This window comes from Sphingomonas hominis (assembly GCF_013328205.1).
Lineage (GTDB): Bacteria > Pseudomonadota > Alphaproteobacteria > Sphingomonadales > Sphingomonadaceae > Sphingomonas > Sphingomonas hominis.
Genome location: NZ_JABULH010000010.1, coordinates 1 through 25,935, shown reverse-complemented (window position 1 = coordinate 25,935; position 25,935 = coordinate 1). Strand labels below are relative to the sequence as shown.

Genomic DNA, 25,935 nt, shown 5'->3' with positions numbered 1-25,935 from the left:
CACCCTCTGATCTTCCGATATGATCCCGCTCATGTGGCTCGTACCGCGCGACACCAGAGGGCTTACGTCACGCACCGGCGTCCCTGACGTCGTGCGACGCGCGTTGGTGCGCTGGTACAGCGGCGATGGCGAAGACAGCGATCATCGGGCTTCGGTCATCATGGTGGTCAAAGCGCGCGATCATCATCAGTGGATCGCATGCGACTGCCTCGGGGACGCGGCTGACCCACCACTGCTATCGCCAGCCTATCTGTCTGAGGCCGAGACATACTACCTCAGGCGCCTTACGAGCATCCGGCAGCGGCGACCGGAGCACCATGTCGACTGCCCGTTCTTTCGCGAACAGGCACCTCCCCGCATCCGCGAGAAGGCGACCGCGACGCCGCGCACCATCAACGAGCCAGACGGTCTCTTCTCCGCGCACCGGCTCGCGCCTGAGAAGCTCGCCCAGCTTCCTGAAGACGACGAGCCAGATGATCGCACGCGCGGCGTTGCGATACCGCGCCTTGCGCGCCTGCTCTGGCAGCTAATGGAAATGGCTCGGGTCAACGTTGTCGAGCCGCTGGGTAGGGGAGAACCTCGTGAGGCGTCGATGGCGCTGGAGTTCGGACGGCTGCGCAGCGCGGCCGAGCGCGTCGAGATAGCTCCCGGCATTCCGCTCGCACGCCACCTCTACACTCATATAGACCCCTACGAACGCGGCATCGTCTTCGCGAAGCTGCGCGAGGCGGCGCGCCACTGGCCCGCCGAACATGCGCCACAGGCATTCCTCCTGCTCTACGCCGTCGATATTTCGGGAACGACGGTGACGCTGGCGGGCGGACGCGAGCTCATCGTGAAAAATCGCGTCAGGCACATCGGCGTTCATCAGCGCCGGATCGGGCCTCCGTTCCTGGTCCTCGCAGTGATCGGCGAACATAACCCGCGCGAGGGCTATGCTGCGCTTCGGGCGTATGCGCAGCCTGTCGCTCGCCCCTCCAACTTCATTGCCGTGCATAATGCAGCGGAGCGCGAGACCATCGTGGGTCTGCTCGATCTGCAATACCGACTCCGCCGGCGCGGCATCGGCATCGGGTTCAAAAGGCTGCTCTTCGACGTCGCGACGAGTGCGGGCGAGGTCCGCCCCGATCTGCTCCTCGATCTACGTGACTTCACAACAGGAGAGGTCATGGAAGCGGCGCTGGAGGTGGTCACCGGGCACGACGCCGACACGTTGGGCCTCAAGATGCGACAGGTGGAGAAGCTCCGCGAGATCGCTCCGGTGGTGACGATCCATGCCGAGGACCTGGAAGATGGCGCCCTCGAAGCGGCCGTGCTCGACCAGCTGCATATCGGGTGATGGTACCTAGCAGGGACGTACGTGCGAGCTGGCGTAACCCGCTTTGTCGAGGAGACTGTCACCTATCCCGATTTGGATCGAATTGCGGGAATCGAAATCGCTTCTCGAAACTCGTCGGCTACGAGAATTGGGACAGTGGCGACGGTGATTGACATCGCACGGTGAGCATGGCTGATTAAGCGTATGGGGATGGCGATCTCCCCACGAGGCGTCAGCCAGAGAATCGCGTCCAGCACGAACACGCAAGGGACGCGTCATGCCTGCTCCAAACGCTATAACACCGGACAAACTTGCCCGCCTTGTCGCATCGCCCAGCGCGCCGCGTATCATCGATCTGCGCGACAGACCGACAGAAGCCATTCCGGGATCACTGTTTCCAGTTCTCCTTGATCCGACCCAATGGGGATATGCCTCCGGGTCATCAGCGGTCCTCATCGACACCGATGGTAGTGGTCTGGCAGTTGCAGCGGCCGCCATTCTTCGCAGCGAGGGTGTAGCGGCCGAAGTCTTGGACGGCGGGTTCGCCGCATGGGCGGCAAGCGGGTTGCCTACCGTTTCCCTGGTCCATCTGCCGCCACGACATGACGATGGCCAAACATGGTGGGTCACACGAGCGCGGCCCAAGGTCGATCGCATCGCCTGTCCCTGGCTGATCCGACGGTTCGTCGATCCGCAGGCCCGCTTCTTGTTCGTCGCGCCCGGTGACGTGCTGACCGTCGCCAAGCAACAACAGGCCGAGCCGTTCGACGTCGCGGACGAAGGCGTATTCTGGAGCCATCGCGGCGAGCGTTGCACCTTCGACATCATGGTCGAGGCCTTCGGCCTCGACGCGCACGAACCGCTGGTCCGCCTCGCGACGATCGTGCGGGGCGCCGATACCGATCGGCTCGACCTTGTGCCCGAGGCTGCTGGACTGCTCGCCATCTCGCTTGGCCTGTCGCGTATCCACAGTGACGATCACGCCCAGCTCGAAGCCGGCATGGCGGTATACGATGCGCTCTATCGCTGGTGCCGTGACGCGCAGGGCGAGAAGCACAACTGGTCCTCGCATCAGCCGGCGCGCGGGAAGGTGTCGTCATGACCGCGGTGACAGCCGACGTCGCGACGCCGACGCGCCCGGAACCGGTCACGCTCGGCCAGGCCTTCTGGGTCTGGCTGCGCATCGCGATGCTCTCGTTCGGCGGTCCTGCCGGACAGATCGCGGTAATGCACCGCATCCTCGTCGACGAAAAACGCTGGATCGGGGAGCAGCGGTTCCTGCACGCCCTCAACTATTGCATGTTGCTGCCAGGGCCAGAGGCGCAACAGCTCGCCACATACATCGGCTGGCTGATGCACCGGACGAAGGGCGGCATCGTCGCCGGCGTGCTGTTCGTTATTCCCGGCGCGGTCGCGATCATGGCGCTGAGCTGGGTCTATGTCCTCTACGGTCGCGTCGGTATCGTCTCGGCGCTGTTCTTCGGCCTCAAGTGCGCGGTATTGGCCGTCGTGCTTCAGGCGGTCGTGCGGATCGGCGGACGGGCGCTCAAGTCGACGCCGGCAAGGGCGCTTGCCGCGCTGGCGTTCGTCCTGATCTTCTTCGCCGGCGCGCCGTTTCCGCTGATCGTGCTGGGTGCCGGCCTCATCGGATGGTGGTCGACCCGGCAAGGCAGCACGGCCTTCAGGGGCGGAGGGCACGGCGCGTCCAAGGGCACGATCGTAGCCGACGCGGATACACTACTCGGCGAAGAGCTGCCCGCCCATGCCCGGCCGACATGGGCTGAGACGGTCCGCACAGCGCTGGTCTGGCTGGCTCTCTGGCTCGTGCCGGTCGCGGCGCTGTTGATCGCGCTCGGTCCCGATGACGTGTTCAGCCGCATCGCGACCTTCTTCTCGACGATGGCGATGGTGACGTTCGGCGGGGCCTATGCCGTCCTCGCCTATGTCGCGCAGCAGGCGGTCGAGAATCATGGCTGGCTGGGGCCGAAGGAGATGCTGGACGGTCTTGGCATTGCGGAGACGACGCCTGGGCCGCTCATCATGGTCCTGCAATTCGTCGGCTTCCTCGGCGCCTATCGCGGGTCCACCGGGCTGTCCCCGCTGTTGGCTGGGACGCTCGGCGGGCTGCTCGCGACCTGGGTAACGTTCGTGCCGTGTTTCCTGTGGATCTTCCTCGGTGCGCCCTTCATCGAGCGACTGCGCGGTAACGCTGCCGTCGCGGGCGCGCTGTCGGCGATCACCGCGGCGGTCGTGGGCGTCGTACTCAACCTCGCGGTGTGGTTCGCGCTGCATACGCTGTTTCGCGAAACGACGATGGTGGCAGCAGGGCCGTTCCGCTTCGATGCGCCGGTGCTGACCAGCATCGATCCGGCCGCCTTCGTCCTCTCGCTGGGCGCAGCCTACGCGATCTTCATGACGCGGGCGGGGGTCATCACGACCCTGCTGGCGACGTCGGCTGTGGGGCTGGCGCTTTATGGGCTTGGGGTAATCCGATGAATAGCGGAGAGAAGTCGATGGATGCGATCGATCGTCGTGCGGCGCTGGGTCTGGGGATCGCAGCGGGTGCCGCCTCGTTGGGCGGGCCTGTGGCCGCACAAGCTCCTGCCAACCCGGCGCCAGCCTTCACGCCCCGGCCGCTACCGTTCGATGCAGCAACGCTTCCCGGGCTGTCCGCCAAGCTGCTGACCAGCCACCACGACAACAACTATATTGGTGCGGTCAAGCGCCTCGGAGCGATCAAGGCCGAGTTTGCCAGGCTCGACCCGATGACGGCACCGGGCTTCACGCTCAACGGGCTGAAGCGTGAGGAGCTGATCGCCTGGAACTCGATGATCCTGCACGAAATCTATTTCGCGGGCTTGGGCGGTGCTTCGCGGCCGGGCGCACGGCTTTCGCAGGCGATCGAACGCGACTTCGGCAGCCATGCGCGCTGGGCGGCCGAGTTTACCGGCATGGGCAAGGCGCTGGCTGCCGGGTCGGGATGGGTATTGCTCACCTGGAGCGAACGGGACGGGCGTCTGACGAACCAATGGGCTGCCGATCATACGATGACGCTGGCAGGGGGAACGCCGCTTCTGGCGCTCGACATGTACGAACACGCCTATGCGATCGACTATGGCGCGAAGGCCGGCGATTACGTTGATACGTACATGAAGGTGCTGAGCTGGGATGCTGCCAGTCGCCGGTTCGAGCGACTGGCGGCACCGATCTAGGCAAGGACTGGTTCGGCCACCTTGCGGCGTCGCTGAAAACGCGACGCCCATGCGGTGATCGCCGGCAGCACCAGCAGCGTCAGCGCGGTCGACGTGATGAGGCCGCCGATGACGACCGTGGCGAGCGGGCGCTGCACCTCCGCACCCGTGCCGGTGGCGAGCGCCATCGGTACGAAGCCGAGCGACGCAACCAGCGCCGTCATCAGAACCGGACGAACCCGCTCCATCGCACCATCGGCGATAGCCCGATCATCGTCCTCGCCTTCCTCGCGGTGCTTGCGGATCGCGCCCATCATGACGAGGCCGTTGAGGACCGCGACGCCCGACAACGCGATGAACCCGACTGCGGCAGTGATCGAGAAGGGAATGCCGCGCAGCAGCAGGGCGAAGACGCCGCCCGCGAGCGCCATCGGCACCGCGGAGAAGACGATCAGCGCGGGGATGAAGCCGCCAAGCGCCATGTAGAGCAGCGCATAGATCGCCAAGAAGCAGATCGGCACCACCAGCATCAGGCGAAGCCGCGCCGATTGCAGACTCTCGAAGGTGCCGCCCCAACCGGTATACATGCCGGCAGGAAGCGGCATCGCATCAATGCGGGCTTCGGCTTCCTTGACGAAGCCGCCAAGGTCGCGTCCACGCACATTGACCTGAACGGTCATCATGCGCTTGCCGTTCTCGCGGCTGATCTGATTCAACCCTTGCGTATAATTGAACCGCGCCACCTCGCGCAGCGGGATCGAGCGCGCGGTCTGTCCCTCGGGCGTCGGCAGCATGACCGGGATCGCGCCCAGCGTATCGATGTCGTCACGCTGCGCGTCGGGCAGGCGCACCACCACCGAGAAGCGCCGATCGCCCTCGAATAACAGCCCGGCTTCCCGGCCGCCCAGCGCGGCCGAGACGGTGTTCGCCACCTCCTCGACCGAGAGGCCAAGCCGTCCGGCAGCCTGGCGGTCGATCTGCACGTCGAAGGTGGGGGCGCCGTCCGTCTGCTCGACGCTGACGTCGCCCGCGCCCGGGATGGTGCGCACCGCATTGGCGATCTTCTGGGCCTGTGCGGTCATTGCATCGAGGTCGTCGCCATAGAGCTTGATCGCCACGTCGGCGCGGACGCCGGCGATCAGCTCGTTGAAGCGCATCTGGATCGGCTGCTGGATTTCGGTCCGGTTGCCGATGACCCCCTTCATCCGCTCCTCGATGCGGGCGATGATATCCTCCTTGGTCTTTACCTCCGCCGGCCATTCGCTTTCCGGCTTGGGAATGACATAGGTGTCCGACGAGTTGGGCGGCATGGGATCGGTGCCGAGGTCGGCGTTGCCGTTCTTGGAGAAGACCAGCGCCACCTCCGGCAGCGTCTTCAACGCATCCTCGATCCGCATCTGCATCTGCGTCGACTGGTCGATCGAGGCCGAGGGCACGCGGAAGTTGGTGACGGTGATGTCCTTCTCGTCGAGCTGCGGCATGAACTCCTCGCCGAGGAAGCCGAAGCAGAACACCGCCGCGACGAACACGCCGGCACCGGCCGTGATGAAGGGCAACGGTCGGGCGATCGCCTTGCCCAGCAGCGGCGCATACCGCTCCTTGAACCAGCGGATCGGCTTCACCTCCGTTTCGCTGACCCGGCCCTTGATAAGGATCACGATCATCGCCGGCACGAAGGTCAGCGACAGGACGAAGGCGCAGGCCAGCGCGATCATCAGCGTCGTCGCCATCGGCGAGAACGTCTTTCCCTCGACGCCCTGGAACGTGAGCAGCGGGACGAAGACGAGGAAGATGATAAGCTGGCCGAAGACGGTCGGCCGGATCATCTCCTTCGCCGATGCGGCGGTCGTCTCAAGGCGCTCGTCCAGCGTCAGCAGGCGGTTCTCGGCGTGCTGGCGCTCGGCGAGGTGGCGCAGCGCATTCTCGACGATGATGACCGCCCCGTCGACGATCAGGCCGAAGTCGAGCGCGCCCAGGCTCATCAGATTGCCGGATACGCCCAGCGCATTCATGCCCGATGCCGTCATCAGCATCGTGATCGGAATGACCGCGGCGGTGATGAGCGCGGCGCGGACGTTGCCGAGCAACAGGAACAGGACGACGATGACGAGCAACGCGCCCTCGATCAGGTTTTTCTCGACCGTCGCGATCGTCGCGTTGACCAGCTTCGAGCGGTTATAGACGGGTTCGGCGAATACATCGGGCGGCAGCGTCCGGTTGACCTGTTCCAGCTTCTCTCCGACCGCGGTCGCGACGATGCGGCTGTTCTCGCCTACCAGCATCAGCACGGTCGAGATGACCGCCTCCGATCCCATGCGGCTGCCCGACCCGGTGCGGACCGCACCACCGATCATCACTTGCCCGACGTCCTTGACCCGCACGGGCACGCCGTTGCGGGTGGCGACGACCGCCTCCTGGATGTCCTCGATCGACTTCAGGCGGGCATCGGCGCGAACCAGAAAGCTCTCGCCGGCGCGGCGCACATAGTTCGAGCCTGCCGAGACGTTCGCCCGCTCCATCGCATCGGCCAGCTCGGTGATCGAGATGCCGTAGGAGGCGAGCGCATTGAGGTTGGGTTCGATCAGATACTGTTTGACATAACCGCCATTGGAATCGACCCCGGCAACGCCCTTCACGTTGCGCATCTGCGGCCGGATGATCCAGTCCTGCACCGTGCGCAGATAGGCAGCCTTGGCGAGTTCGGTGGTCAGCCGCTCGCCCTCCGGCGTCAGATAGCTGCCGTCCGACTGCCAGCCCGGCTGACCATCGACCGTCTTCACGCCCTTGCCGTCCGGGTGACGGAAGGCGATCGAGTAGAAGAAGATCTCGCCGAGGCCGGTGCTGAGCGGCGCGAGGTTGGGTTGCACGCCTGCCGGCAGGCTGTCCTTCGCCTGGGCGAGCCGTTCCGTGACCTGCGCCCTCGCGAAGTAGATGCTGGTCGCGTCGGTGAAGACCGCCGTCACCTGGCTGAAGCCGTTGCGCGAGAAGGAGCGCGTCATCTCCAGCCCGGGGATGCCCGCCAATGCCGTCTCGACGGGGAACGTCACCTGCTTTTCGACATCGACCGGGCCGAGCGAGGGGACGAAGGTGCTGATCTGCACCTGACGGTTGGTGACGTCTGGCACCGCGTCGATCGGCAGCTTGGTGATCTGCCATGCCCCGAACGCGACGACGACGAGGGTCAGGAACGCGACCAGCCATCGGAGGCGAACCGATGTCGAAAGGATGCGCTCGATCATTCCTCGCCTCCCACGTTCTTTTCGAGTTCGGCCTTGATGAGGAAGGCGTTGGTCGTGGCGATCTGCGTGCCCGCGCTAATACCTTCGGCAACGGCGACCATGCCGCCAGAGCGGTTGGCAATGCGGATAGGCTGCGCCTTGAACCCCTGCGGCGTCCGGACAAACACCACCGTCCTATCGCCCAGCGTCTGCACGGCATCCTGTGGGACCATGACGCCGCCCTTGGTCGCACCGCCGCTGGCCAGGATGCGCGCCTGGACGAGCTGTCCGGGTGCGAGCGTGCTGGTGCCGGCGGTCGGCGTCACCACGATCGTCGCGGTGCGCGACTGCGGATCAACGACGCCTGTTGCGGCACGGACCCGGCCTTCAATGGTGCGGCCATCACTGGTGCTCAGCTCGACCCGATCGCCGGTGCGGACCCGCATGGCATCGGCCGGGGGCACGTTGGCGGTGATCTGGAATCGACGCGGATCGGCGACCCGGAACAGCTCGGTTTCCGCCGCGACATACTGGCCGAGATTGGCAGCAGCAGCAGTCACACGGCCGGCGATCGGGCTGATGATCGCCACGGAGCGTCCGTCGCCGGTAACACGCGCGGCGCCTGCCGCGGCGCTGGCACGGCGCGCGTCGGCCTGAGCCACCGCGAGGTTGGCCTGTGCGGCCTCGTAGTCGGCACGGGGACTGACGCCCTGTGCGAGCAAGGTCCGTTCGCGCGCGAGCTGGCGCTGGGCGAGCGTCACGCGCGCCGATGCCGATGAACGGTCGGCCGCGATCTGCGAGGCGTCCCGGCTTTCGACCAGGGCGAGTGTCTGGCCTGCCCGGACAGGATCGCCGATCCGCGAGAAGATGCGCGTGATCGTCCCCGGTGCGCGGGCCGTCAGCAACGCTTCCGCGTCCGGTGTGGCCTCAACCGTCGCGGAGGCGATGACAGCAGCATCCAGCTCGCCTGAAGCGGCAGGGGCGACGGTGATCTGCGACGTCGCAATAGCTTGCGGCGTGATGACCAGCCTGTCGTTCGACGCTGCCGGTGTGGCGGCTTCTGTCGGGGCCGGTGTCGGAACAGGTGCCTGGGTGAGGCGTGCGACGCCGAAACCGAGCGCGGCAGCCGCGACCAGCCCGATGGCGGCCCCGGCATAGAGACGATGTTTTCCGGTCATTGGACCGCTTCTCCGGTGATGCTGAGGCCCGACAGGCGGGCAAGGTTGGCGCGGGCGTCGAGACGCGCGATGTCGGCGTCGAGGATGACGCCTCGGGCGGCGCCGAGATTGTGACGGGCGGCAAGCAGTTCGATCAGCGGTGCCTTGCCCGCCTCATAGGCGATACGTGCAAGGCGATACGCCTCCTCGGCGGTCCGCATCGTTCGCTGTGCGGCTACCGCGCGCGTATCGGCGGCCTGCACGAGGACGAAAGCGGCCCGCGCGCCGGTCTCCGCTTCGAGCCGCGCCGCTGCGGCGCGGGCTTCGGCTCCCTGAAGATCGGCACGGGCTGCATCGATATTGCCCCGGTTGCGATCGAAGAACGGCAGCGGCACCGATACCCCGGCGACGACGGCGGGGCCGCTGGCGACGCGAAGCTGGCGAACGCCAAGCTGCGCCGTGATGTTGGGAACAGCAAGCCGTTGCTGTACCGTAACGGCTCTTGCAGCTGCCTCCCGTTCCGCTTCCGCGACCTTGACCGTCGTTGCCTGCATCGGATCGACCGGTCCGCTCGACGGTCGCGCGTTCATCCGATCGAGCAGGGATTCCCCAACCCCGGTGAACGTCGTCGGGAACCTGCCAAGCCTGAAAGCCGCGCGAGCGCCGCTGTCTTCTGGGCACGCGCGACTTCAAGATCGGCTTCGAGGGTCGCGAGTTCGGTTTCCGCCTGAAGCTGGCGCAACCGTGCTTCCTTGCCGGCACCGACAAGGGCGCGAGCGACCTTCAGGTCGGCGGTCGCCTCCTCCACCTCGTCCTCGGCGAGCGCGATCCGGCGTTCCGCTACCTCGGCACTCGCATAGGCGCGCGCCAGTTCAGTGGCGAAGAGCAGACGGCCATCGCGGTTCCGTGCTTGCGCCGCGGCGATGCCCGCCTCCCCGGCCGCGATCCGGGCGGAACGCTTGCCCCCCAGCTCAATCGGCTGATCGATCTGGAAGGTGGTCTGCTGCTGATTGCGCGCGTTGTTCTGCAAGTCGCCGGCGAAGTTCTCGGCGTAGACGTTGATGAAGGGATTGGGCCGCGCGCGCGCCTGTTCGGCAAGGCCTTGCGCGCGGGCCACGTCCGCATCGAGGGCGGTCACGCGCGGAGCCGTCTGCGCCTGACGCAGGAGCTGGGCGAAGGGTGGTGCCGTCTGCGCACCGGCCGTGCCGATGGGGCACAGCATTACGAGCATACCGGCCAGCGCAAGCCTGCGCTGCCGGCGACTGGGGCCGTTCATGATCTTCTTCCTGCAAAGGTGAGCTTGGTGGCGCGGTTGGCGCCGGTGCCGGCTCAGGCTCGTGGAGGTCGAAGAAACTCTGCGGGGTCGATCCCTCCGGGCAGACGAGCGGTGCCGATCATCCATTGCCGGTCGGCAACGAGGATCATCCGCTCGGACGGGAGCGCCCCGTCAAACGCTACCCAATGCCCTGTCGCGTGCGCCAACACATGGATCGGTGCATCGGGATCGGATTTCTCGGGCGTATCGTGGCTATGCTCGATCACTGACGCATGGATCGCATCGTCGTCATGGACGATCGCATTGTGCCACCCCGACAGGCCGATCAGGCCGAGCATGGCGACGAGCGCCAGCACGGCGCCCAGCAGCGCGGATCGAGGATGACGCATAGGCATTCTGCCGAAACTACGCTGACCGCCTGTAACGGACAAGCGCATCACCGGTTCGGCCACTTCGGATGACGGCGATCGATCACGAAAGCATGATCGCCCTTGGCGTGCTCTGCGTGGTGGGGATCGTCGGCGGGTAGATCGGCATGGTCATGCGGAATGACGTCCGGATCATGCGCCGGCCATAGGCGAAGCGCCGCGACGACGCCGATCGCGGACAGCGCCGCCATGCCGACGAAGGCCGCGCTCATGCTGACGCGAGCGCCCAACTGTCCGACGAGCGGATAGCAGATCAGCCAGCACACATGGCTGAGTGCGAACTGCGCCGCGAACAGGGCGGGCCGGTCCTCGGCATTGGCCGATCGGCGAAGAAGTCGTCCGGACGGCGTGAGGCTTGCGGAGTAGGCGACGCCCATGACCAGCCAGCCCGCCAGCAGGACGTGCCAATAGGCAGCGCCCGGCGTCATCGTCGCGCTGATCGCGGCGAGCGCCGCGAGCGTGATCGTCAGCACGGCAGCGGCGACGATCATCACCGTGCGATCGGCGATCCTGTCCAATACCCGCGGCAGGGTCAGCGCCGCGGTGATCGAGCCGCCTCCGAAGGCGGCGAGCGTCAGTGCGACATCGCGCTGGCTCAGGCCCAGGCCCTTCACGATGACGACGGTGTTGACGATGACCATCGCGCTCGCGGCAGCGGCGCTGAGCGTCAGGGCCAGCAGTCCGCGCAGGCGCGGCGTCCTGAGGTAGATGCGCGTTCCCCGCGTCGTTTTGTCGTAAATGCCGCCCTGATCCTCGACTGGTGCGGGCCGGGGCAGGACCGTCGAGACGACGAGCAGCGCCGAAGCGATGAAGCCGATCGCCGTGCCCGAGAACAACCAGTGATAGCTCATCACCGTCAGCAGGCCGGCCGCAAGGATGGGGCTGGTCAGGCTCTCCATGTCATAGGCGAGACGCGACAGCGACAGGGCGCGGGTATAGTCACGCTCATCCGGCAAAACGTCCGCGATGGTCGCCTGAAACGTCGGCGTGAACGCGGCCGACGCCGATTGCAGGACGAAGATCAGGACATAGACCTGCCAGACCTGGTTCACGAACGGCAGGCAGATCGCCACGGCCGCGCGGATCGCATCCATGCTGACAAGCAACGCCCGCCGGGGTACGCGGTTGGCGAACGCTCCGGCGATCGGGGCGACGCCGATATAGGCGACCATCTTGATCGCGAGCGCCGTGCCCAGCACGGCCCCGGCGCTGCCACCAGCGATGTCATAAGCCAGCAGTCCCAGCGCAACGGTCGCAAGTCCCGTCCCGATCAATGCGATGATCTGGGCGAGAAACAGATGACGGTAAGTCCGGTTTGCCAGGACGCTGAGCATGGACGCCTCATATCCCCCTAGGGGGATGCCGTCTATCCCCCTGGGGGGATACTCGACAACATCGGTGCCGGCATCCTACATTGAGGGCATGTCTCATAACGCGCACTCCAGCCACCCGGCGATCATCAAGCGCCTGAACCGCGCAGCGGGTCATCTGCGCAGCATCGTCGGGATGATCGAGGAAGAGCGGCCATGCGTCGACATCGCCCAGCAGCTCCAGGCCGTCGAAAGCGCGATTGCCAGCGCCAAGCGCGCGCTCATCAACGACCATATTGACCACTGCCTCGTTCATGCCGAGGAAGGTGAAGGGACGAAGGTTGCGGTCGAGCAGTTTCGGGCGATTTCGAAATACTGGTGACGCGGCACTCCGCTTTCCCGATTGGGAACGAGCAGCGAGACTGATCATTCTTTCGGCCGAGTAGGACTACCCCGTAGGAGAGGCTTTCTCGAAACCTGTTCCCAATTGATCTTTCTCGAAATGACGTCGGGTCGACGGGAAAATGGGACACCTTTAAGCGTCTCGGAATAAGTGAAGGAGAGAGGGAGGGACCTGTCCGATCCATAAGGGAGACGACAGATGACCCGCTTCCAGCCGAGCCCCCGGCCCGACACAACGCCATGGGGCACACCCGATCGCGCCGACCAGGTTCTTCACGGCATCTGGCGCGTCTCGACGCCGAGCCATGGCGGCTACGTCCTCTCCGATGAACGTCAAGCCGCGATGCCCGAGGCACTTCGTCGAGCGGACCCATTCTACGAGGAGGACGTCGACTATGCGCTGGTTCTCTACGGTTTCGCGAGCGAGTTCCGCCGCTTGCCCGTGCCCGGCATCGCTCTTCAGGTCGAGAACGCCCGTCGGTCGGTGCGATGCTGGCATCCGGATCGCTGGACGGCCTTGACCGGCGAGGAGGTGACGATCGGAGAAAGCCACGTCGTCCGCCGTCGCGCCGCCTACACCGCCATCATTGGGCAGTACGAGAGCGTCTCGGCGTCCGGGTCATGGGCGGACTGGGTTCCTGACGGCAAGGTCGGATGCGTCTTTCGCCGTGTCGCCAGCGTGGATGCGCTCGGCTTCGCGCGCCACGAGGGCGAGCCCATCTACGGCCTCGTCGACAAGGCACGCTACGACGCTCGGGTCATGCCCGAAACCTTCGACACGCTCTCGGCAGAGCGGGTCGCAAGCACGGCGCCGATCACCAAGCAGGTCGCCGCCCTGACCTGACACCCCAAACCATACGACGCCAGAACAAGGATGCCGCTATGACCTGCGTCACCCCCATCAGGCCGCTCCCCGAGGCCGCAGACAATCGCGTACCGCTGGGCCACCATTCGAGCGGCGCACTCCACCTTGATCTCGATCGACTTCTTGCCGGGCGCCTGCTCATCCAGGGCAGCTCGGGTGCGGGAAAGAGCCGAACGCTGCGCCGGATCATTGAAGAAGCGTTCGACTACACGACGATCGCGATCGTCGACCCCGAGGGCGAGTTCGAGAACCTCGCCCGTCACATCGGTGCCACCACGATCCGGGCGGTCGAACTGACCGCGGATGGCCTAACCGCAGCGGCCGCGCGGAGCCGACATCATCGGCTGTCGATCCACATCGACCTGACCGACCTGGATCCCGATCAGCGCATCATCAAGGCGGCAGCCTTCTTCGCCGGTCTCATCGGTGCGCCGCGCGAGGACTGGGATCACACCGTCCTTGTCTGCATCGACGAGGGACACCTCCTCGCGCCACACGTCGCCGGGTCCGCTCGAGACGCGGAGGCGCGACGCCTCGGCGTCGCGACACTCACCGATCTGTGCGCTCGCGGCCGTAAGCGTGGCCTGGCACCCGTGATCGCCACCCAGCGGCTCGCCAAGCTGTCGACCTCCGTGGTTTCCGAGCTGCAGAACGTCCTCGTGGGCCTCAACGTCTTCGATCGCGACATCGCGCGAGCAGCCGATCTTCTCGGCTTCTCAGCCAAGGAGGCCGATGCGCTTCGCACGCTCGTCCCTGGCGACTTCTTCGCGATGGGACCGGCCCTTTCGGCGACACCCTGCCTCGCCCACATCGATCCGACGATCACCGAGCATATCGGAAAGACCCCAGAGCTGCGCGCCGCGGCCTCTGTCGACGCGACCGAGGCGGCTCGGTTGCTCGACCTCGCCGGGCTTGCCGAGGTGGCAGACCATGGCCCTGCGATCGCGCTCAAGGGCACGCGCGCGCTCGACGCCTTCCTCCTTGATCCCGCCGCGACCGATGCTGCCGCTATCGTCGAGGCACTCAAACGCATTTCCCCGAACGCCAGCACGGCGCGCGATCTCGCAAGACACCTGTCGCTCGATGCGGAGCGAACCGATCGGGCGCTCAACCTCCTGTCGGCGATCACTGCCGTCGACACGATGCCCAAGGGCGACGACCGCATTGCGCGTCTCCATGCGCGTCTACGTGCCCGCCTCAGCGACGTCGCAGTGGTGGCCCTATGACCGACCTAGCGCCCGATATCGTCGAGCTCGTCGCCTGTCCGGTACGAACGGCGCCGACTGGCCGGCTTCGCGAGATGGCGTACCGTGGCGATGCCTGGATGCCCGACGAGGTCGCAACGCTGGAGCGCCTGTTTCGCGACGACATAGCGATAGATGAAATCGCGTCAGCGATCGGTCGGCGCATCCACGGCGTCCGCGACAAGATCGCGACCTTGGGGTTGCGCCGAAACTCGCAGCGGAACTGGTCCGAGGCCGAGGACGCCTGGCTGACACGCGAGTACGGCTCACGTCCCGCATCCGCGCTCGCACAGGATCTCGGACGAGCCTGCACCGCCGTTTATGCTCGCGCCGGCCTTCTCGGCCTTACCGAAGGCAATGCCCCACGCTGGACCGAGTGGGAGGATGCTCAGCTGCGCGCCGGCTTCGAGCGCGCGATACCGGTCGCACAGATCGCAGTCCTGATCGGTCGCCCGCTCTCGGGCACGATCACGCACGCGAGCAACCTTGGCCTGCGACACCCGAACAACCCGCCAGGATGGACCGAGGCCGAGGCGGCACGCGCGCTGACACTCGCGGCTGAGGGCCATCGCTACCTCGATATCATAGAGATGATGGTCGCGGAGGGCTTTCCCCGACGCACGAAGGCGGGGTTTGGCCCGCACCTGCGCAAGCTCGGCTACGGCCGCGGTTGGGGCCGTCCATGGACTTCAGACGAGGACGCTTTGTTGATGCGCGTCTATGCCGACGGAACGAGCCGGACGCCGCTCATAGCGCGGCTCGGCCGTACCACCCACTCGATCAAGTGGCGGGCCGAATACCTTGGTCTGCGCGGTACTCACGCCAATCGGGATGGCTTCCGGAGCGGTCCCGTCTGGACCGAGGGCGACATCGCAACGCTGCGCGAACACTATGGCAAGATGCCGATGACGGATCTCGCCACCAAGATGGGCCGTACCAAGGCCTCCCTCTTCACTCGCGCAAATATCTTGGGATTGGTCCACGGCTACCAACGGCCTTGGAGCGATGACGAATGCCGCGCGCTCGCGCTCGCGCATGCTCATGGCATCGCCTTGCCCGACCTCGTCGTCGCCTTGGGGCGCAATTACGCGGGCGTCCACAAGTACGCCGAGAAGCAGGGCCTCAAGTTCAGCCGACGTCCGCGTCGCGAGTCTGCACCGACGCTGCAGGACATCCTCGCCCTTGCTCCGCAGCCATAGGCGCGGAACGACCCTGGATTGAAGGGGAGGGGGAGGGGCCGGGCGGGCGTGAAGGACACGCCAGCCACGAGGAGCGCATCATGATCCCCGCCACCATCGCGACCGCGGTCGCACCCGAGACGATCGCGAAGGTCACCCGGCTGTTCAACAACACCGCCTTCGACGTGGTGACCGAGCTCTTCCAGAACGCTCGGCGCGCCGGCGCTCTTGCGGTTGCCGTGCTGATCCAGTCGGGAGGTCCCGATACGCTCCTCCACATCATCGATGACGGGCATGGGATCGCCGACCCCACGTCGATTGTGACGCTGGGTCGTTCGGGATGGTCCGACGAGACGCGCCGCATGGAAGATCCTGCCGGTATGGGAGTTTTCAGCCTCGCCGGACGAGACGTAATGGTGCGTTCCTTCTCCCGTCCTGATCGCCAAGGATGGATGGCACACATCCCCGCCTCGGCCTGGGAAACGAGCCGGCCGATCGCGATCTCGCCCGACCCGATCTCGCGCGGCACCGCCATCACCATCAAGGTGCCGGACAGCTGGCTGAAGACGCTCGCTGACGACGTCGCCAAGGCGGCGAAACACTATCCGCTGCCGGTGACGCTCGACGGCAAGGCACTGCCGCGCGAGGACTGGCTGGCGGACGCAGTCCATATCGAGGAGTGGAACGGAACCCGCATCGGGGTCTTCCAGAAACATCCGTCATCCTACACGACCCACGACGGACGCTTGAACTTCCATGGGCTGACGATCCCCTGCAAGCTGCCGGACGTCCAGGAGGTCGACCGAGGCCATCATTGGATCGCGCGCGTCGACATCTTTGACGCGCCACAGATCCAGCTCGTGCTCCCGGCACGCAAGGAGGCGATCGAGAACAACGGCCTGACAGAACTGCGCCGGGCGGTGAGCATCGCTATCTACCGCGCGATCGCCGCGCAAGGATCGCACCGGCTGTCGGCCGAACGCTGGCGCGAGGCGATCGACCTCGGTGTCGATCTGCCGGAAGCGGCGGCATACCTCTTCGCATGGATCGCACCCGCGGCCGATAGCGGCCGCAACTATGCCTCGGGCGAGCGCACCACCGATCCTGCGATGGTGGTCATGTCCGACTTCGACGCGCTGGTCGCACAACCGGCAGCGGAGGCGATCGCCACCCACAACCCGTTCGGCGGGCCCCTTGTCATGGCTCAGGACGCCTTCATCGGCTATCGCTGGTACGACGTCCTCGCCCGCGTGGACGACCTGCGGTTCCGCATCGTGCAGGGCAACCTCGACTTCGTGGTTTCGGCTACGCTCGATGCGCCTGCTGAGGCCGAGGATGGCTGGGTCGACGCGATCACGCTGGAGGCCACCATCTCGCACGCGGGCGCGTCGATCGAGGCCTCGACCGCTGCCGATGTGGCCTTCGCGCCGGACAGATGGACCTGCAACTCGGTCGACGGGACGTCCATCTTCGTGTGCCGCGGTAGCAGCCGGCCCTCCCTCGCGGTCGCCGATCTGTTCGAGCGTGCCGCGTTCGAGCCGTCTTCCGACAGCGACGCTGACAGCTATGACACCCAGCTAGAGCGCTTCCAGGCGGATGCGGCCGAGCGGATCATCGGCCTTCTCGAGGGTGACAATGCAGCGCTCGAGAGCCGCATCCGCGACAAGCTGTCGGGACACTATTTCATGGTTCCCGCCGACCGAACCGTGACGGTCGTCATCAACCGCGAGCGTCTCGAGGTGAAGATCGTCGAGCGCGCCGCCCCGCCGACCGTCACCAACGAGGAGGGCGCGTGACATGCTGCCGCCCCCTCCGTCCGTGCTGTCGTACGGGATAGGCGTCGACAGCACAGCGCTGCTGATCGAGCTGCATGCCCGCGGGCAGGCTCCTGATCTCGTCCTCAGCGCGGACACCGGCAACGAGAAGCCGGAAACCTACGACTACCTCGACATCATCCGTCCCTGGATGCGCGACCGCGGCATCCGGTTCGAGCTCGTCTCCTACGTGCCCAAGCGGTTCAAGCACTGGCCGCCGTACTTCGGAATCCTCGAAATGTGCCTGACGAACGCGACCTTGCCGAGCAAATCGCTTGGCGGATCGTCATGCAGCCTCAAGTACAAGAAGGCCCCACAGGACGCTTTCCTCAAGACGTGGCAGCCTGCGGTCGAGGCATGGGACCGCGGCCAGCGGGTCATCCGACTGATCGGCTATGATGCTGGCCCCCGCGACACCGCGCGCGCCAACCATGCGCTGACGATCGACGACCCACTCTACGATTGTCGATCGCCGCTGCGTGACTGGCAATGGCACCGCCCGCGATGCGTGTCGCGCATCGAGGCCGAAGGCCTGCCCGTGCCACCCAAGTCGGCGTGCATCCTGTGCATCGCGAACAAGCCGGACGAGATCCGCAGCCTTCCACCATGGTGCCTCCGACTGATCGTCCTGGTGGAGGCACGCGCCGCGCCCCGGCTCCATACGGTCGAAGGGCTATGGCGCAAGTCGACCAGGACACGTCCCGGATCGATGACCGCGTTCATCCGGGCCGAGGGCCTACTGGGAGCCGATGAAGTCGATCGCATCGCCCGCGATGCTCCCACCGACCTCATCCGCTTCCAGGACGTCGCGGCTGCGATCCCCGTCGGCGAGCGCCCGAAGATGGGCGAATGGCTCGACCGCTTTCACCTGGCCTTCGCCGAACGAGGCCGCGGCCACCCGGACGCGCTGGCCGCCTGATCCCCCCCGCCCATCGAACGAACCGAGGATCGACCCATGATCGAGAATGCTGCCGAGACGCGCGTCGAAACGATCGCGCGTCTGAACGACCGATGCCGTCAGGGCCTCGATCGAACCGCGCGCATCACCGTCACGCGCACGTGCCTTGCCACCCTATCGACCGACTCGCTCGCGTCGGAGGCCGTGGCCCAAGCGCGCCTGCTGCAGGAGCTTCGCCGGCACAGCTTCGCTGCCGACTGCCCGGAGCGCGATCGCGGCTCCTTCATCATCGACGACACCGAGGTCTTCTTCCGCATCGACTATTATGATCCGGCGCTGGAATGGGGTTCGGAAGATCCTGCCGACGCCAACCGCACGACCCGCGTGCTAACCCTCATGCTGCGGGAGGATCTTTGATGCCTCGCTTCCGCCCCTCTGCGGCAGACATCGCGGCCATTCGCGACGCCGCACGGCGTGAGGCCAAGTTCGAACGGGTCGGGCAAGTGATGCTCGAGGTCGGGCGTCGGCAGAGCCTTGTGTCAGGCGAAACGTCGATCAACTTCGCGCTGATCAGCGACGATCCCGACTGGCAGGATACCGATCTCGACGACTATGAGCCGTGGACAGCCTTCACGCGCGGCGTCGAGTTAACGCCTGACGGGCGCGGCCTTCTCGACTTCTACATCCGCCGGCGCGGCGATCGCCACCTCGAGCTCCACGGCAACATCTCCGTCGCGATCGCCGGAGGCAAGCTGACGACGATCAGCGGCTATCCCGACATCTACCGGGGAGAGCCGTCATGACGATCGAGATCATCCTGGGCCTGCCGCACCTCGCCGATGGTGCGCTTCTCGCAACAGCGCGGCGCCTACAGGCACCGGTGCTGATCTCCGCCAACTGCTTGTCGCGCTGGCGCAAGGCCGATGGCTGGCGCGAATGGGCGGGGTGGCGCACGGCTACCCTCGACAACGCCCACGGCCTCGTCAGCCTCGACCTCGACAGCGCCGGTTACTCGATGATGGTGCGCTACGGCGGTCTGCCGTGGTCGATAGCCGACTACATGGCGCTTGCCGCCTCGTACCCGTTCCGGCGCGTGTCCTCGATCGACTATTGCTGCGAGGACGGCGTCGCGTCGCACCGCGAAGAGGTTCTCGACAGGATCTCCCGTACGATTGCGACCAACCACGAGTGTTTCGCCCGCGCTGGAGACCTTGGTATCCGGGATCGCTTCATGCCGGTCCTGCAGGGCCGAACGCCCGACGACTACGTCCGCTGCCTCGAGGCGATCGAGGGCATGCTCCTGCCGGGCACCGTTGTCGGCATCGGAAGCATGTGCCGACGCGTCATCCATGGCCCGGAGGGGCTCGTCGCCGTGGTTGAACGGCTCTCGCGCGTGCTCCCGGTAGGGGTCCGTGCCCACGCCTTCGGCGTCAAAGGGGACGCCTTGCCCTACCTGGCACCGTTCTCCCGCTGGATCGCCTCGATCGACAGCCAGGCCTTCGGCGTCGCGGCGCGACGAGACGCGCTTCGCCGTGGCGTTGCGAAGAGCGATCGCCTGGTCGCCTCGCACATGGAGCAATGGTATCAACGCCAGTGCGGCCGTGCGCTCGCCCCTCCGGTCACGCTGCCCGAGGCCGCCGACCACCAGGCGCGTTCCCTCGGCGACGATGATCCATGGGAGCGGGCCATCGCTGATGCACGCGCTCAGATCCGCGAACTCATCGAGACCGGCGAGCTCGATCATGACCAGATCACCGCCAACTGGGTCGAATCCTGGGCGGCCGATCTCTTCCACCAGCGCGCCGCCTGAGCGAGGCTCACCATGATTACCGACCGTTCACAACGCTGGCGCGACCGGCGCAGCCGCTTCGTGGCCGACGACACCGTCATCGACCCGAGGCGCTACGCAGTCGACGTCGTGGCGCACGACACCGCTCGCGCCTTCATCGCAGACCATCACTATCTCAATCGCTATCCCGCCGCACAGCTGGCCGTCGGGCTATTCGGCCCAGGCCGGGGCGGCGCTTCCTCTCTCGACGGTATCATTGTCTTCGGAGTGCCCGCGACGGGCGCGGTCATCACGCGCCATACCGGCTATGACGAGCCAACCCGCGGTTGCGTGCTGCAACGCCTGCTCTGCCTGCCCTCCGTCGCCGCCAATGGGGAAAGCTATTTCGCCGCCCGGGCCTTCCGGCTGCTGCGTCAGGCAAAGCCGGTGATCGAGTCCGTCGTCAGCTTCTCCGACCCTCAGGTCGGACACTGCGGCTGCGTCTACGCCTCGCTCTCCGGGGCGTATCGCGGGCGAACGAGGCCGCGGACGGTGCTCCGCATCGCCGGGGAAACGATCTCCGATCGCACCTTGTCCAAAATTCGAAACCTCGAGACAGGTCATGCGGGCGCCGTCGATCAACTGGTGAGGCTCGGCGCTCCGAGGCCGCAGGCGGACGAGCACCTTCGCGAATGGCTCGAACGATGCCGTCGCGCAGAAATCCTGGTCCCAGCGCGACAGGCATCCCTTTTCACCTACTGCTTCGAGCTCACCCGCGGCGCGCGGCGCGCGGGCCGAGGGCTACCGCGTCTCGCCTATCCGATCAGGTCCGACATCCTGCGTGAGCAGCTCGGAGCCTGACCCGTCGTGCCGACGGGAAGGGGAGGGGGAGCAGGAATCGTGTCCACAAGAGGAGACGAGCCATGCGCATTCAACAGGCGATCGCGATCGCCAAGGCCGACGAGAACCGCCTGATCCGCTTCATCAGCCGGCGGGACCGATTTCTTGACGCGCTCGACTGGGACGCCCTGCCTGAGCAGATGGCGCGCGAGGCCGCGATGATGGACGAGCTTCTCGCCACCGAACTCGCAGAGGCCGCGTGCTATGTCATCTGGCTCGAAGAGTGCCTCAGCTACGGCGTCGAAGACGTGATCGGCGCGCATCACCTGCAGCCCGTCTCGGTGATCCGAGCCGTTGCCTCGTTGGCTTAGTCGCCCAGTCGACATCGAGGGCCGCGGTTACGGCGACCAGGGCGTCTATCGCTGACTGGACGTGACCCGACCAACCCGAAATAACCTTCATTCGAGACATCATAGAGGTGACTATGATCAGCTTCCTCATCCGCCGACCTGTGTCGGCCCTCGCGATTGTCTTCTACCTCGCGGCGATGATCTGCGCTCGAAATATGTGGCTGCTGGGGAGTGATCCCGAGCCCGCGACGGTGACAAGCGACGCGCTGGTGAACACGGTCCTTTCGGTAAGCCATGCGACGGCGACGTGGGGGTTCATCGGCGGCTTCCTCGTTGTTGGCTTCCTGATCCAACTCCTCGCACTACGTCTCGACGCTTAATCACGTCGCCAGCAACGATGTGCCGCGACCGGACCAGCCCAGGAACACGCTCATGAGTCGACATACCTTTGTCGGGCCCGCCGGCGTCAGTGTCGCAATCGGGTGGGACCGCCCACTCGAGACCTTCTACGTGCAGGTGTCTCGCCCCGACCCCGAGGACCCGAGCGAACGCGACACCTTCGTGTGGAAAGGCCTCGCCCCCGGCGAACTGTCCACCGCGGCCGCAGCAATCGCGATCGCCACGCCGCACGCCGCGCTCCCCACCGATCTCGGAACAACACTCGAGACGGACCGCCTGCAGACGCTCGGCAGCTTCGATGGACCCGCGCAGGCGGCCATGAAGCGTCAGCGCTTTGATCGTGATCTGTAGCGGAGGGAGCTTCAACATGGACAACCACCGTCAGCCCACATCGCCAAAGGGCGGCTTCGATATCGGACTTACCTGCGGACTGCTTGGCGTGTTTCTCTCAGCGGCGAACTTCATGACATCGCAGTTCGCCGAACTCGGAAACGGCGTTGGCGCGGATCCCGCGAGTCCGCTGCAGCAGATAGCCGATCTGCTCAGCGGCAATGTCGTGAAGTTGCTCGCCGTTGTGCTCATCCTCGTAGGCGGAATGCTTTACGCGACAGGTATGGGATACATCGAGCTGGCTGGACCTTCCGACGGGACCGCCCCGCGACCGAATCCTCTGGCTGCTACCCTGCCGATGAACATCGACGCGCGAATGGCAGAGGCACGGATTGCCGGGCTGCTCGCTCGCCTCAAGGCCGTACCTGAAGAGTTGCGCGAGGAAGCCACCATCGAGCTCGAAGGTATCGAACAGCGCCACATGCCCGCGTTGACCCGGGCTCACCGAAAGGCACGGGCCACGGTCTCACCGACATCGCAGCAGGCCGACGAGCTCGACACCGATTACGCCGCGTCGCTCAACCGCCTGAGCGCCACTCTTGAGCAGATGCTCGATCGGTCCACAGCGCTTGGACGTGACCGTCTGCAATGGCAGTCACTCGTGATCGAAGAACGCTTTCCGACGGCTAGTGTCGAGAAGGACCAGGCTTAGGCACGCTTCCGGCTCGAGCGGCAGGGCGCCGCTTTAAGACGCACGCTGACGACTAGAGCGCGAAGGAAGGGGGAGGAGACAGACGGTCAAGACAGGACCGTTGGAGATCCCCATGCCCTACTTCGTCGACATCGGCGGTACGCCCGCCAACGAACCGTGCGCGCAGCTCGGGCAAACGCCCAATTTCGACGTTCTCAACAAGCTCGAGGTGCTCGCCTACAAATACGCGATCATCGCACGCTACGGTTCGCCGCCAGCAGGATGCCGGCTGACCGGCTTGTCAAATCGGCACGACTTCGGCCGCTATGTGTCGCTCGTCCTCCACGTCGAGAACGAGCTGGACGAAGCGGTCAGCGCCTATGCCGAGGCCGTCGAAGAGGGCCTCGGAACCTGGCTTGAAGCCGGCTTTCGCGCGCCTGTCGAGTACGACGACGCCACGGCAACGATCGTCCAGAGCGATCCGCTCGAGATCCTGGTCAGCGCCTTTCACGTCACGCGACCCAGCCCAGATGGAAGCTTTCCTATCGCCGACTTTGAGACGTTGCACCGGAACCTGGCCGCCGCCTTCCCCGACGAGGCCGCGGTCGCCAGCGCGCGCCTCACCGAGGCCGCGACCGCCTGACGGCGATGCCGCTGCCCTCCTGGGCGGACCACCAGCAAGAACGAGGCCGACGATGTCAGATGCCTTCGATCCCGCAGATCCCGCGGCCTGGCAGTCGCGCGGACGTTCACCCGAGCACGCCGCGGCGATCGCCGCGGCGTGGCGCACCTTTCCCGATCTGCCGAGCGACGCGCCCCTCTCCGACCGAATGACCCGAGGCCGCGAACGGATCGCCGCGATGCGGAGCGTAAACGACGCGATCGCGGCCGAGGCCGCTTCGCAACGCGAGGCCACCAACTTCGCCTTCACCGAGGATCAGATCCGCCGAGGACTCGGCAGCGACCGTGACATCGCGATCATGCGGGGGCACGAGGACCACGCATTGAGCTGGGATCTCGCCAATCGATACGCCGACGGTTGGTACGCAGCGCATGTCGGATGGCCCCATCACTACTCCGACGCGATCCCCTGTTCGGCTCCTCTCGCCGAGCGCCACGCAGCCTACGACCAGGGCTTCAGCGACGGCGGTGGTGATCGAACCGACCTGTTCGACGCGGCGCGACGCAGCCTCATCGCTGACATGCGCCGCGACAACCTGCCGAAAGACCCTCAGATCATCCTCGCCGGACGCCCGGTGCCGAGCAGTTATCCCAAGCCCTCAGACCACCACCGACCTGCCCGGTGGTCGCGCCGACTGCTGATCGTTGGCGCCGACCACATCGACAGCGACCCCGCGTGGGACTTCCTCGCCCTGACCCTCGCACGCCCGGGCGCCGACGCCGCGACGATCGTCGTGCTCACCCGGGGCGGCTTCGTCGCTGCCGAGGCACTCGGCGACGCGAACGTCGCTACGCCGTCCGTGGATCACGTCGCAGCTGCCAACCAGCTAGCCGCACTTCTGCAAAATCGTGAATACGACGATGTTCTTGTCGCGCTGCAGGGGGCCGATCTCGACCTGATCGACACCATCGGCCACATTCTGCCGCTCGCGCGCACGATGGAGCGGACCCGCAACTCACGTCTCCAACAGCGGACCCACCTTCGCACCTGGCTCGATCGTGGTTTCAGCGGGACTGATGCTGCCGCCCAAGGCCACATTCGCTGGGGCAAAGCGATCACCTCGCTCTACGGCAGTCTCGGCGAGTTCACCGCGCGTCACGTCGGACCGGCGCCGGGGCGGGGGCACCTCGTCCGCGTCGAGACACGCAGCGGCCTTGCCTGCGGCTTCGCGACGGCAGACGGCACGCCGCTCGACCCGGAAATCGCCGTCTCGAGCAAAGCCAAGCTGCGCGGTACGATCGCTAAGACGCTGCGCACGTTCGGCGCCGCAACCCGCCTGATGGCAGCCGCCGATCGCCGCGCCGCCTAGGACCGGAAACCGGGACTGGGCACGTAAGGGTGCTCCTGCCGGATGATTGCTTCGGCTTTCTCGATCGCCTCGATCTGACGCGCCGACCCCTGCGGCGCGATCGACCAATTCGAGCGCGGATGGAACACGACCGGCAGCGCCGTCACCGGCCCAACCGCCTTGCGCCACGACGCATCGCTGCCGCCCGCTACGCCGACCAACAGCGTCACGAACAGGTCCTCGATGTCGCCAGTCGTCATCGAGCCTCAACGCACGGCTCGGTTGGCCGTGCCGCTGCAGCCCTTTCCCATGAAAACCGGAGGAGCCCCTTTATGGCCGACATCGCCGATCTTCCCGTCATGAGCCGCGCCGACGCCGTTTCGCTCGGCTTCGCCGGCTTCAACGACGTGCCACACAAGGCGATCGACGTGCCCGACGGCGCCTTTACCATCACGGCAAAGACCAGCGAGAACCGGCGCGTCACCTTCTGCTTCATGGGCAAGAGCTACGACGGCCCCGCGCGCTTCGTCGACATCCAGTTCCATGACCGGGGCACCACGATCCCCAATGCCAGTGACGGGGTATCACCCACCTTCAACGCCTTCGCCGTGACCGGCCGCGGCCGCCATGTGACCGACAGCCGTCCGCTCGACGAGGCTCACAAGCCGTCCATCCTCGTGCTCCTCATGGACGAGGCCGGGGACGAACCGGCGCATCCCGCACCCTCGCAACGGCCCATGAACGATCGCGAGCTCTCAAGCCTGCTGCGGCGAGCCGCGACCGTGATCGCCGCCCCGGACAGCGAGGTCCGGTCGGGCCGCGAGAGCTTGATCGACATCCTCCAGGCCGAGGCCGCGAAGCGTGACCCACGGGGACAGGAGTCATGACCCGCTCGCGCAGCGACGGCATGCACGTCGCTCACACCGCCGCAGGCTGGATCGTCTTCGACAACAGCAGCACACGACACGGCCGCCTATCGGCACCATGTCCGACGCGGGCCGACGCCATCGCGCGCAAGAAAGCGCTCGCGCGCGCCTTGCGCCACCAACGACACGATGATCCCCGGGACGCCTGACCGAAGGGGAGGGGGATGACGGTGGCTGAACGCTGGCGGTGATCGAGCCGCCCGCAGCCGACGGGAGCCCAACATGCGCAGCATCCTCGCTTTCTACGAGATCGACCGAACCTATGGCGGCCCCGAAGAAGGTGGCTGGTGTGCGCCGTTGTGGCGCGAGAAAGGAGTGCGTCTGATGACGTGATGCTTGTTGGCAATGGCATCTGCCCACCG

29 protein-coding genes are annotated in these 25,935 nt (G+C 66.1%); 22 read left to right on the top strand and 7 right to left on the bottom strand.

What is annotated here, in order from left to right; genetic code table 11:
* Positions 1-31: 31 nt before the first annotated feature.
* The 4 genes from HRV97_RS15720 to HRV97_RS15705 all read left to right on the top strand — a co-directional run bounded on the left by HRV97_RS15720 (position 32) and on the right by HRV97_RS15705 (position 4,530).
* A complete protein-coding gene (locus HRV97_RS15720; RefSeq protein WP_207771728.1) occupies positions 32-1,339 on the top strand; it encodes a hypothetical protein in 1,308 nt (435 codons plus the stop codon).
* 256 nt (positions 1,340-1,595) lie between these two features.
* Positions 1,596-2,420 (top strand): chromate resistance protein ChrB domain-containing protein, encoded by an 825-nt coding sequence (locus HRV97_RS15715; protein ID WP_116463013.1) that lies wholly within the window; start codon positions 1,596-1,598, stop codon positions 2,418-2,420.
* Positions 2,417-3,814, top strand: a complete 1,398-nt coding sequence (gene chrA, locus HRV97_RS15710; RefSeq protein WP_116463012.1) for a chromate efflux transporter — start codon at positions 2,417-2,419, stop codon at positions 3,812-3,814. Before HRV97_RS15715 ends, chrA begins: the two co-directional genes overlap by 4 nt.
* 17 nt (positions 3,815-3,831) lie before the next feature.
* Positions 3,832-4,530, top strand: a complete 699-nt coding sequence (locus HRV97_RS15705; RefSeq protein ID WP_116463011.1) for a superoxide dismutase — start codon at positions 3,832-3,834, stop codon at positions 4,528-4,530.
* Here the strand turns inward: HRV97_RS15705 and HRV97_RS15700 are convergent.
* From HRV97_RS15700 to HRV97_RS15680, 6 genes are read right to left on the bottom strand one after another with little or no spacing between them, the layout of a single operon-like run.
* Entirely contained in the window at positions 4,527-7,748 is a 3,222-nt protein-coding gene (locus tag HRV97_RS15700; protein WP_116463010.1) for an efflux RND transporter permease subunit, read from the bottom strand. The genes HRV97_RS15705 and HRV97_RS15700 overlap by 4 nt on opposite strands.
* The gene (locus HRV97_RS15695; RefSeq protein WP_116463009.1) at positions 7,745-8,905 is read right to left on the bottom strand and encodes an efflux RND transporter periplasmic adaptor subunit; all 1,161 of its coding nucleotides are present in this window, start codon (positions 8,903-8,905) and stop codon (positions 7,745-7,747) included. Before HRV97_RS15695 ends, HRV97_RS15700 begins: the two co-directional genes overlap by 4 nt.
* Positions 8,902-9,474: a TolC family protein gene (locus HRV97_RS17515; protein ID WP_246248799.1), complete on the bottom strand. Its 573-nt coding sequence runs from the start codon at positions 9,472-9,474 to the stop codon at positions 8,902-8,904. The genes HRV97_RS15695 and HRV97_RS17515 overlap by 4 nt, the downstream gene beginning before the upstream one ends.
* On the bottom strand, positions 9,471-10,160 hold the full coding sequence (locus HRV97_RS17510; protein ID WP_246248798.1) for a TolC family protein: 690 nt from the start codon (positions 10,158-10,160) through the stop codon (positions 9,471-9,473). The genes HRV97_RS17515 and HRV97_RS17510 overlap by 4 nt, the downstream gene beginning before the upstream one ends.
* 53 nt (positions 10,161-10,213) lie before the next feature.
* A complete protein-coding gene (locus tag HRV97_RS15685) occupies positions 10,214-10,600 on the bottom strand; it encodes a hypothetical protein (RefSeq protein ID WP_174195142.1) in 387 nt (128 codons plus the stop codon).
* Positions 10,597-11,922 (bottom strand): MFS transporter, encoded by a 1,326-nt coding sequence (locus HRV97_RS15680; RefSeq protein WP_116463006.1) that lies wholly within the window; start codon positions 11,920-11,922, stop codon positions 10,597-10,599. Before HRV97_RS15680 ends, HRV97_RS15685 begins: the two co-directional genes overlap by 4 nt.
* An 88-nt stretch (positions 11,923-12,010) precedes the next feature.
* Here HRV97_RS15680 and HRV97_RS15675 point away from each other — a divergent pair, with 88 nt between their 5' ends.
* The 16 genes from HRV97_RS15675 to HRV97_RS15600 all read left to right on the top strand — a co-directional run bounded on the left by HRV97_RS15675 (position 12,011) and on the right by HRV97_RS15600 (position 24,668).
* Positions 12,011-12,280, top strand: a complete 270-nt coding sequence (locus tag HRV97_RS15675; protein WP_116463005.1) for a metal-sensing transcriptional repressor — start codon at positions 12,011-12,013, stop codon at positions 12,278-12,280.
* A gap of 219 nt (positions 12,281-12,499) precedes the next feature.
* Positions 12,500-13,144, top strand: a complete 645-nt coding sequence (locus HRV97_RS15670; protein WP_116463004.1) for a DUF7007 domain-containing protein — start codon at positions 12,500-12,502, stop codon at positions 13,142-13,144.
* 38 nt (positions 13,145-13,182) lie between these two features.
* Positions 13,183-14,391 carry a helicase HerA domain-containing protein gene (locus tag HRV97_RS15665; RefSeq protein WP_116463003.1) on the top strand — a complete coding sequence of 403 codons (1,209 nt, stop codon included), beginning with the start codon at positions 13,183-13,185 and terminating at the stop codon, positions 14,389-14,391.
* A 98-nt stretch (positions 14,392-14,489) separates the two neighbouring features.
* Positions 14,490-15,608 (top strand): hypothetical protein, encoded by a 1,119-nt coding sequence (locus HRV97_RS15660; protein WP_246248797.1) that lies wholly within the window; start codon positions 14,490-14,492, stop codon positions 15,606-15,608.
* A gap of 80 nt (positions 15,609-15,688) precedes the next feature.
* A complete protein-coding gene (locus HRV97_RS15655) occupies positions 15,689-17,383 on the top strand; it encodes an ATP-binding protein (protein ID WP_116463001.1) in 1,695 nt (564 codons plus the stop codon).
* A gap of 1 nt (position 17,384) precedes the next feature.
* Complete coding sequence (locus tag HRV97_RS15650; protein ID WP_116463000.1) at positions 17,385-18,320, top strand: adenine nucleotide alpha hydrolase family protein; 936 nt, start codon at positions 17,385-17,387, stop codon at positions 18,318-18,320.
* A gap of 36 nt (positions 18,321-18,356) precedes the next feature.
* Positions 18,357-18,716, top strand: a complete 360-nt coding sequence (locus HRV97_RS15645) for a DUF3768 domain-containing protein (RefSeq protein ID WP_116462999.1) — start codon at positions 18,357-18,359, stop codon at positions 18,714-18,716.
* The gene (locus HRV97_RS15640) at positions 18,716-19,102 is read left to right on the top strand and encodes a hypothetical protein (protein ID WP_056433773.1); all 387 of its coding nucleotides are present in this window, start codon (positions 18,716-18,718) and stop codon (positions 19,100-19,102) included. The genes HRV97_RS15645 and HRV97_RS15640 overlap by 1 nt, the downstream gene beginning before the upstream one ends.
* Complete coding sequence (locus tag HRV97_RS15635) at positions 19,099-20,109, top strand: deazapurine DNA modification protein DpdA family protein (RefSeq protein WP_056433775.1); 1,011 nt, start codon at positions 19,099-19,101, stop codon at positions 20,107-20,109. The genes HRV97_RS15640 and HRV97_RS15635 overlap by 4 nt, the downstream gene beginning before the upstream one ends.
* A 12-nt stretch (positions 20,110-20,121) precedes the next feature.
* Positions 20,122-20,928, top strand: a complete 807-nt coding sequence (locus tag HRV97_RS15630; RefSeq protein ID WP_116795188.1) for a Mom family adenine methylcarbamoylation protein — start codon at positions 20,122-20,124, stop codon at positions 20,926-20,928.
* Positions 20,929-20,990: 62 nt separating this feature from the next.
* Positions 20,991-21,278, top strand: coding sequence for a hypothetical protein (locus HRV97_RS15625; protein WP_056433781.1), 288 nt, complete (start codon positions 20,991-20,993; stop codon positions 21,276-21,278).
* A 113-nt stretch (positions 21,279-21,391) separates the two neighbouring features.
* A complete protein-coding gene (locus tag HRV97_RS15620; protein ID WP_116463099.1) occupies positions 21,392-21,637 on the top strand; it encodes a hypothetical protein in 246 nt (81 codons plus the stop codon).
* Positions 21,638-21,689: 52 nt separating this feature from the next.
* Positions 21,690-22,007, top strand: a complete 318-nt coding sequence (locus tag HRV97_RS15615) for a hypothetical protein (protein ID WP_116463098.1) — start codon at positions 21,690-21,692, stop codon at positions 22,005-22,007.
* 16 nt (positions 22,008-22,023) lie between these two features.
* Positions 22,024-22,698 carry a hypothetical protein gene (locus HRV97_RS15610; protein ID WP_116463097.1) on the top strand — a complete coding sequence of 225 codons (675 nt, stop codon included), beginning with the start codon at positions 22,024-22,026 and terminating at the stop codon, positions 22,696-22,698.
* A 112-nt stretch (positions 22,699-22,810) separates the two neighbouring features.
* The gene (locus HRV97_RS15605) at positions 22,811-23,320 is read left to right on the top strand and encodes a hypothetical protein (RefSeq protein WP_116463096.1); all 510 of its coding nucleotides are present in this window, start codon (positions 22,811-22,813) and stop codon (positions 23,318-23,320) included.
* 187 nt (positions 23,321-23,507) lie between these two features.
* Positions 23,508-24,668 (top strand): hypothetical protein, encoded by a 1,161-nt coding sequence (locus HRV97_RS15600; RefSeq protein ID WP_246248796.1) that lies wholly within the window; start codon positions 23,508-23,510, stop codon positions 24,666-24,668.
* Here the strand turns inward: HRV97_RS15600 and HRV97_RS15595 are convergent.
* A complete protein-coding gene (locus HRV97_RS15595; protein WP_174195141.1) occupies positions 24,665-24,907 on the bottom strand; it encodes a hypothetical protein in 243 nt (80 codons plus the stop codon). The two genes, HRV97_RS15600 and HRV97_RS15595, sit on opposite strands and share 4 nt — an antisense overlap.
* 72 nt (positions 24,908-24,979) lie before the next feature.
* Between HRV97_RS15595 and HRV97_RS15590 the strand changes: the two genes are divergently transcribed.
* Both HRV97_RS15590 and HRV97_RS15585 read left to right on the top strand, forming a co-directional pair.
* The gene (locus HRV97_RS15590) at positions 24,980-25,534 is read left to right on the top strand and encodes a hypothetical protein (RefSeq protein ID WP_116463093.1); all 555 of its coding nucleotides are present in this window, start codon (positions 24,980-24,982) and stop codon (positions 25,532-25,534) included.
* A complete protein-coding gene (locus tag HRV97_RS15585) occupies positions 25,531-25,722 on the top strand; it encodes a hypothetical protein (protein WP_116795202.1) in 192 nt (63 codons plus the stop codon). The genes HRV97_RS15590 and HRV97_RS15585 overlap by 4 nt, the downstream gene beginning before the upstream one ends.
* The last annotated feature ends 213 nt before the right edge of the window (positions 25,723-25,935 follow it).

Excerpts from the sequence above, each read along its gene's own strand:
- HRV97_RS15720 (WP_207771728.1), top strand. The coding sequence starts at position 32 with ATGTGGCTCGTACCGCGCGACACCAGAGGGCTTACGTCACGCACCGGC.
- HRV97_RS15715 (WP_116463013.1), top strand. The coding sequence starts at position 1,596 with ATGCCTGCTCCAAACGCTATAACACCGGACAAACTTGCCCGCCTTGTC.
- chrA (WP_116463012.1), top strand. The coding sequence starts at position 2,417 with ATGACCGCGGTGACAGCCGACGTCGCGACGCCGACGCGCCCGGAACCG.
- HRV97_RS15705 (WP_116463011.1), top strand. The coding sequence starts at position 3,832 with ATGGATGCGATCGATCGTCGTGCGGCGCTGGGTCTGGGGATCGCAGCG.
- HRV97_RS15700 (WP_116463010.1), bottom strand. The coding sequence starts at position 7,748 with ATGATCGAGCGCATCCTTTCGACATCGGTTCGCCTCCGATGGCTGGTC.
- HRV97_RS15695 (WP_116463009.1), bottom strand. The coding sequence starts at position 8,905 with ATGACCGGAAAACATCGTCTCTATGCCGGGGCCGCCATCGGGCTGGTC.
- HRV97_RS17515 (WP_246248799.1), bottom strand. The coding sequence starts at position 9,474 with ATGAACGCGCGACCGTCGAGCGGACCGGTCGATCCGATGCAGGCAACG.
- HRV97_RS17510 (WP_246248798.1), bottom strand. The coding sequence starts at position 10,160 with ATGAACGGCCCCAGTCGCCGGCAGCGCAGGCTTGCGCTGGCCGGTATG.
- HRV97_RS15680 (WP_116463006.1), bottom strand. The coding sequence starts at position 11,922 with ATGCTCAGCGTCCTGGCAAACCGGACTTACCGTCATCTGTTTCTCGCC.
- HRV97_RS15675 (WP_116463005.1), top strand. The coding sequence starts at position 12,011 with ATGTCTCATAACGCGCACTCCAGCCACCCGGCGATCATCAAGCGCCTG.
- HRV97_RS15670 (WP_116463004.1), top strand. The coding sequence starts at position 12,500 with ATGACCCGCTTCCAGCCGAGCCCCCGGCCCGACACAACGCCATGGGGC.
- HRV97_RS15665 (WP_116463003.1), top strand. The coding sequence starts at position 13,183 with ATGACCTGCGTCACCCCCATCAGGCCGCTCCCCGAGGCCGCAGACAAT.
- HRV97_RS15660 (WP_246248797.1), top strand. The coding sequence starts at position 14,490 with ATGCCCGACGAGGTCGCAACGCTGGAGCGCCTGTTTCGCGACGACATA.
- HRV97_RS15655 (WP_116463001.1), top strand. The coding sequence starts at position 15,689 with ATGATCCCCGCCACCATCGCGACCGCGGTCGCACCCGAGACGATCGCG.
- HRV97_RS15650 (WP_116463000.1), top strand. The coding sequence starts at position 17,385 with ATGCTGCCGCCCCCTCCGTCCGTGCTGTCGTACGGGATAGGCGTCGAC.
- HRV97_RS15645 (WP_116462999.1), top strand. The coding sequence starts at position 18,357 with ATGATCGAGAATGCTGCCGAGACGCGCGTCGAAACGATCGCGCGTCTG.
- HRV97_RS15640 (WP_056433773.1), top strand. The coding sequence starts at position 18,716 with ATGCCTCGCTTCCGCCCCTCTGCGGCAGACATCGCGGCCATTCGCGAC.
- HRV97_RS15635 (WP_056433775.1), top strand. The coding sequence starts at position 19,099 with ATGACGATCGAGATCATCCTGGGCCTGCCGCACCTCGCCGATGGTGCG.
- HRV97_RS15630 (WP_116795188.1), top strand. The coding sequence starts at position 20,122 with ATGATTACCGACCGTTCACAACGCTGGCGCGACCGGCGCAGCCGCTTC.
- HRV97_RS15625 (WP_056433781.1), top strand. The coding sequence starts at position 20,991 with ATGCGCATTCAACAGGCGATCGCGATCGCCAAGGCCGACGAGAACCGC.
- HRV97_RS15620 (WP_116463099.1), top strand. The coding sequence starts at position 21,392 with ATGATCAGCTTCCTCATCCGCCGACCTGTGTCGGCCCTCGCGATTGTC.
- HRV97_RS15615 (WP_116463098.1), top strand. The coding sequence starts at position 21,690 with ATGAGTCGACATACCTTTGTCGGGCCCGCCGGCGTCAGTGTCGCAATC.
- HRV97_RS15610 (WP_116463097.1), top strand. The coding sequence starts at position 22,024 with ATGGACAACCACCGTCAGCCCACATCGCCAAAGGGCGGCTTCGATATC.
- HRV97_RS15605 (WP_116463096.1), top strand. The coding sequence starts at position 22,811 with ATGCCCTACTTCGTCGACATCGGCGGTACGCCCGCCAACGAACCGTGC.
- HRV97_RS15600 (WP_246248796.1), top strand. The coding sequence starts at position 23,508 with ATGACCCGAGGCCGCGAACGGATCGCCGCGATGCGGAGCGTAAACGAC.
- HRV97_RS15595 (WP_174195141.1), bottom strand. The coding sequence starts at position 24,907 with ATGACGACTGGCGACATCGAGGACCTGTTCGTGACGCTGTTGGTCGGC.
- HRV97_RS15590 (WP_116463093.1), top strand. The coding sequence starts at position 24,980 with ATGGCCGACATCGCCGATCTTCCCGTCATGAGCCGCGCCGACGCCGTT.
- HRV97_RS15585 (WP_116795202.1), top strand. The coding sequence starts at position 25,531 with ATGACCCGCTCGCGCAGCGACGGCATGCACGTCGCTCACACCGCCGCA.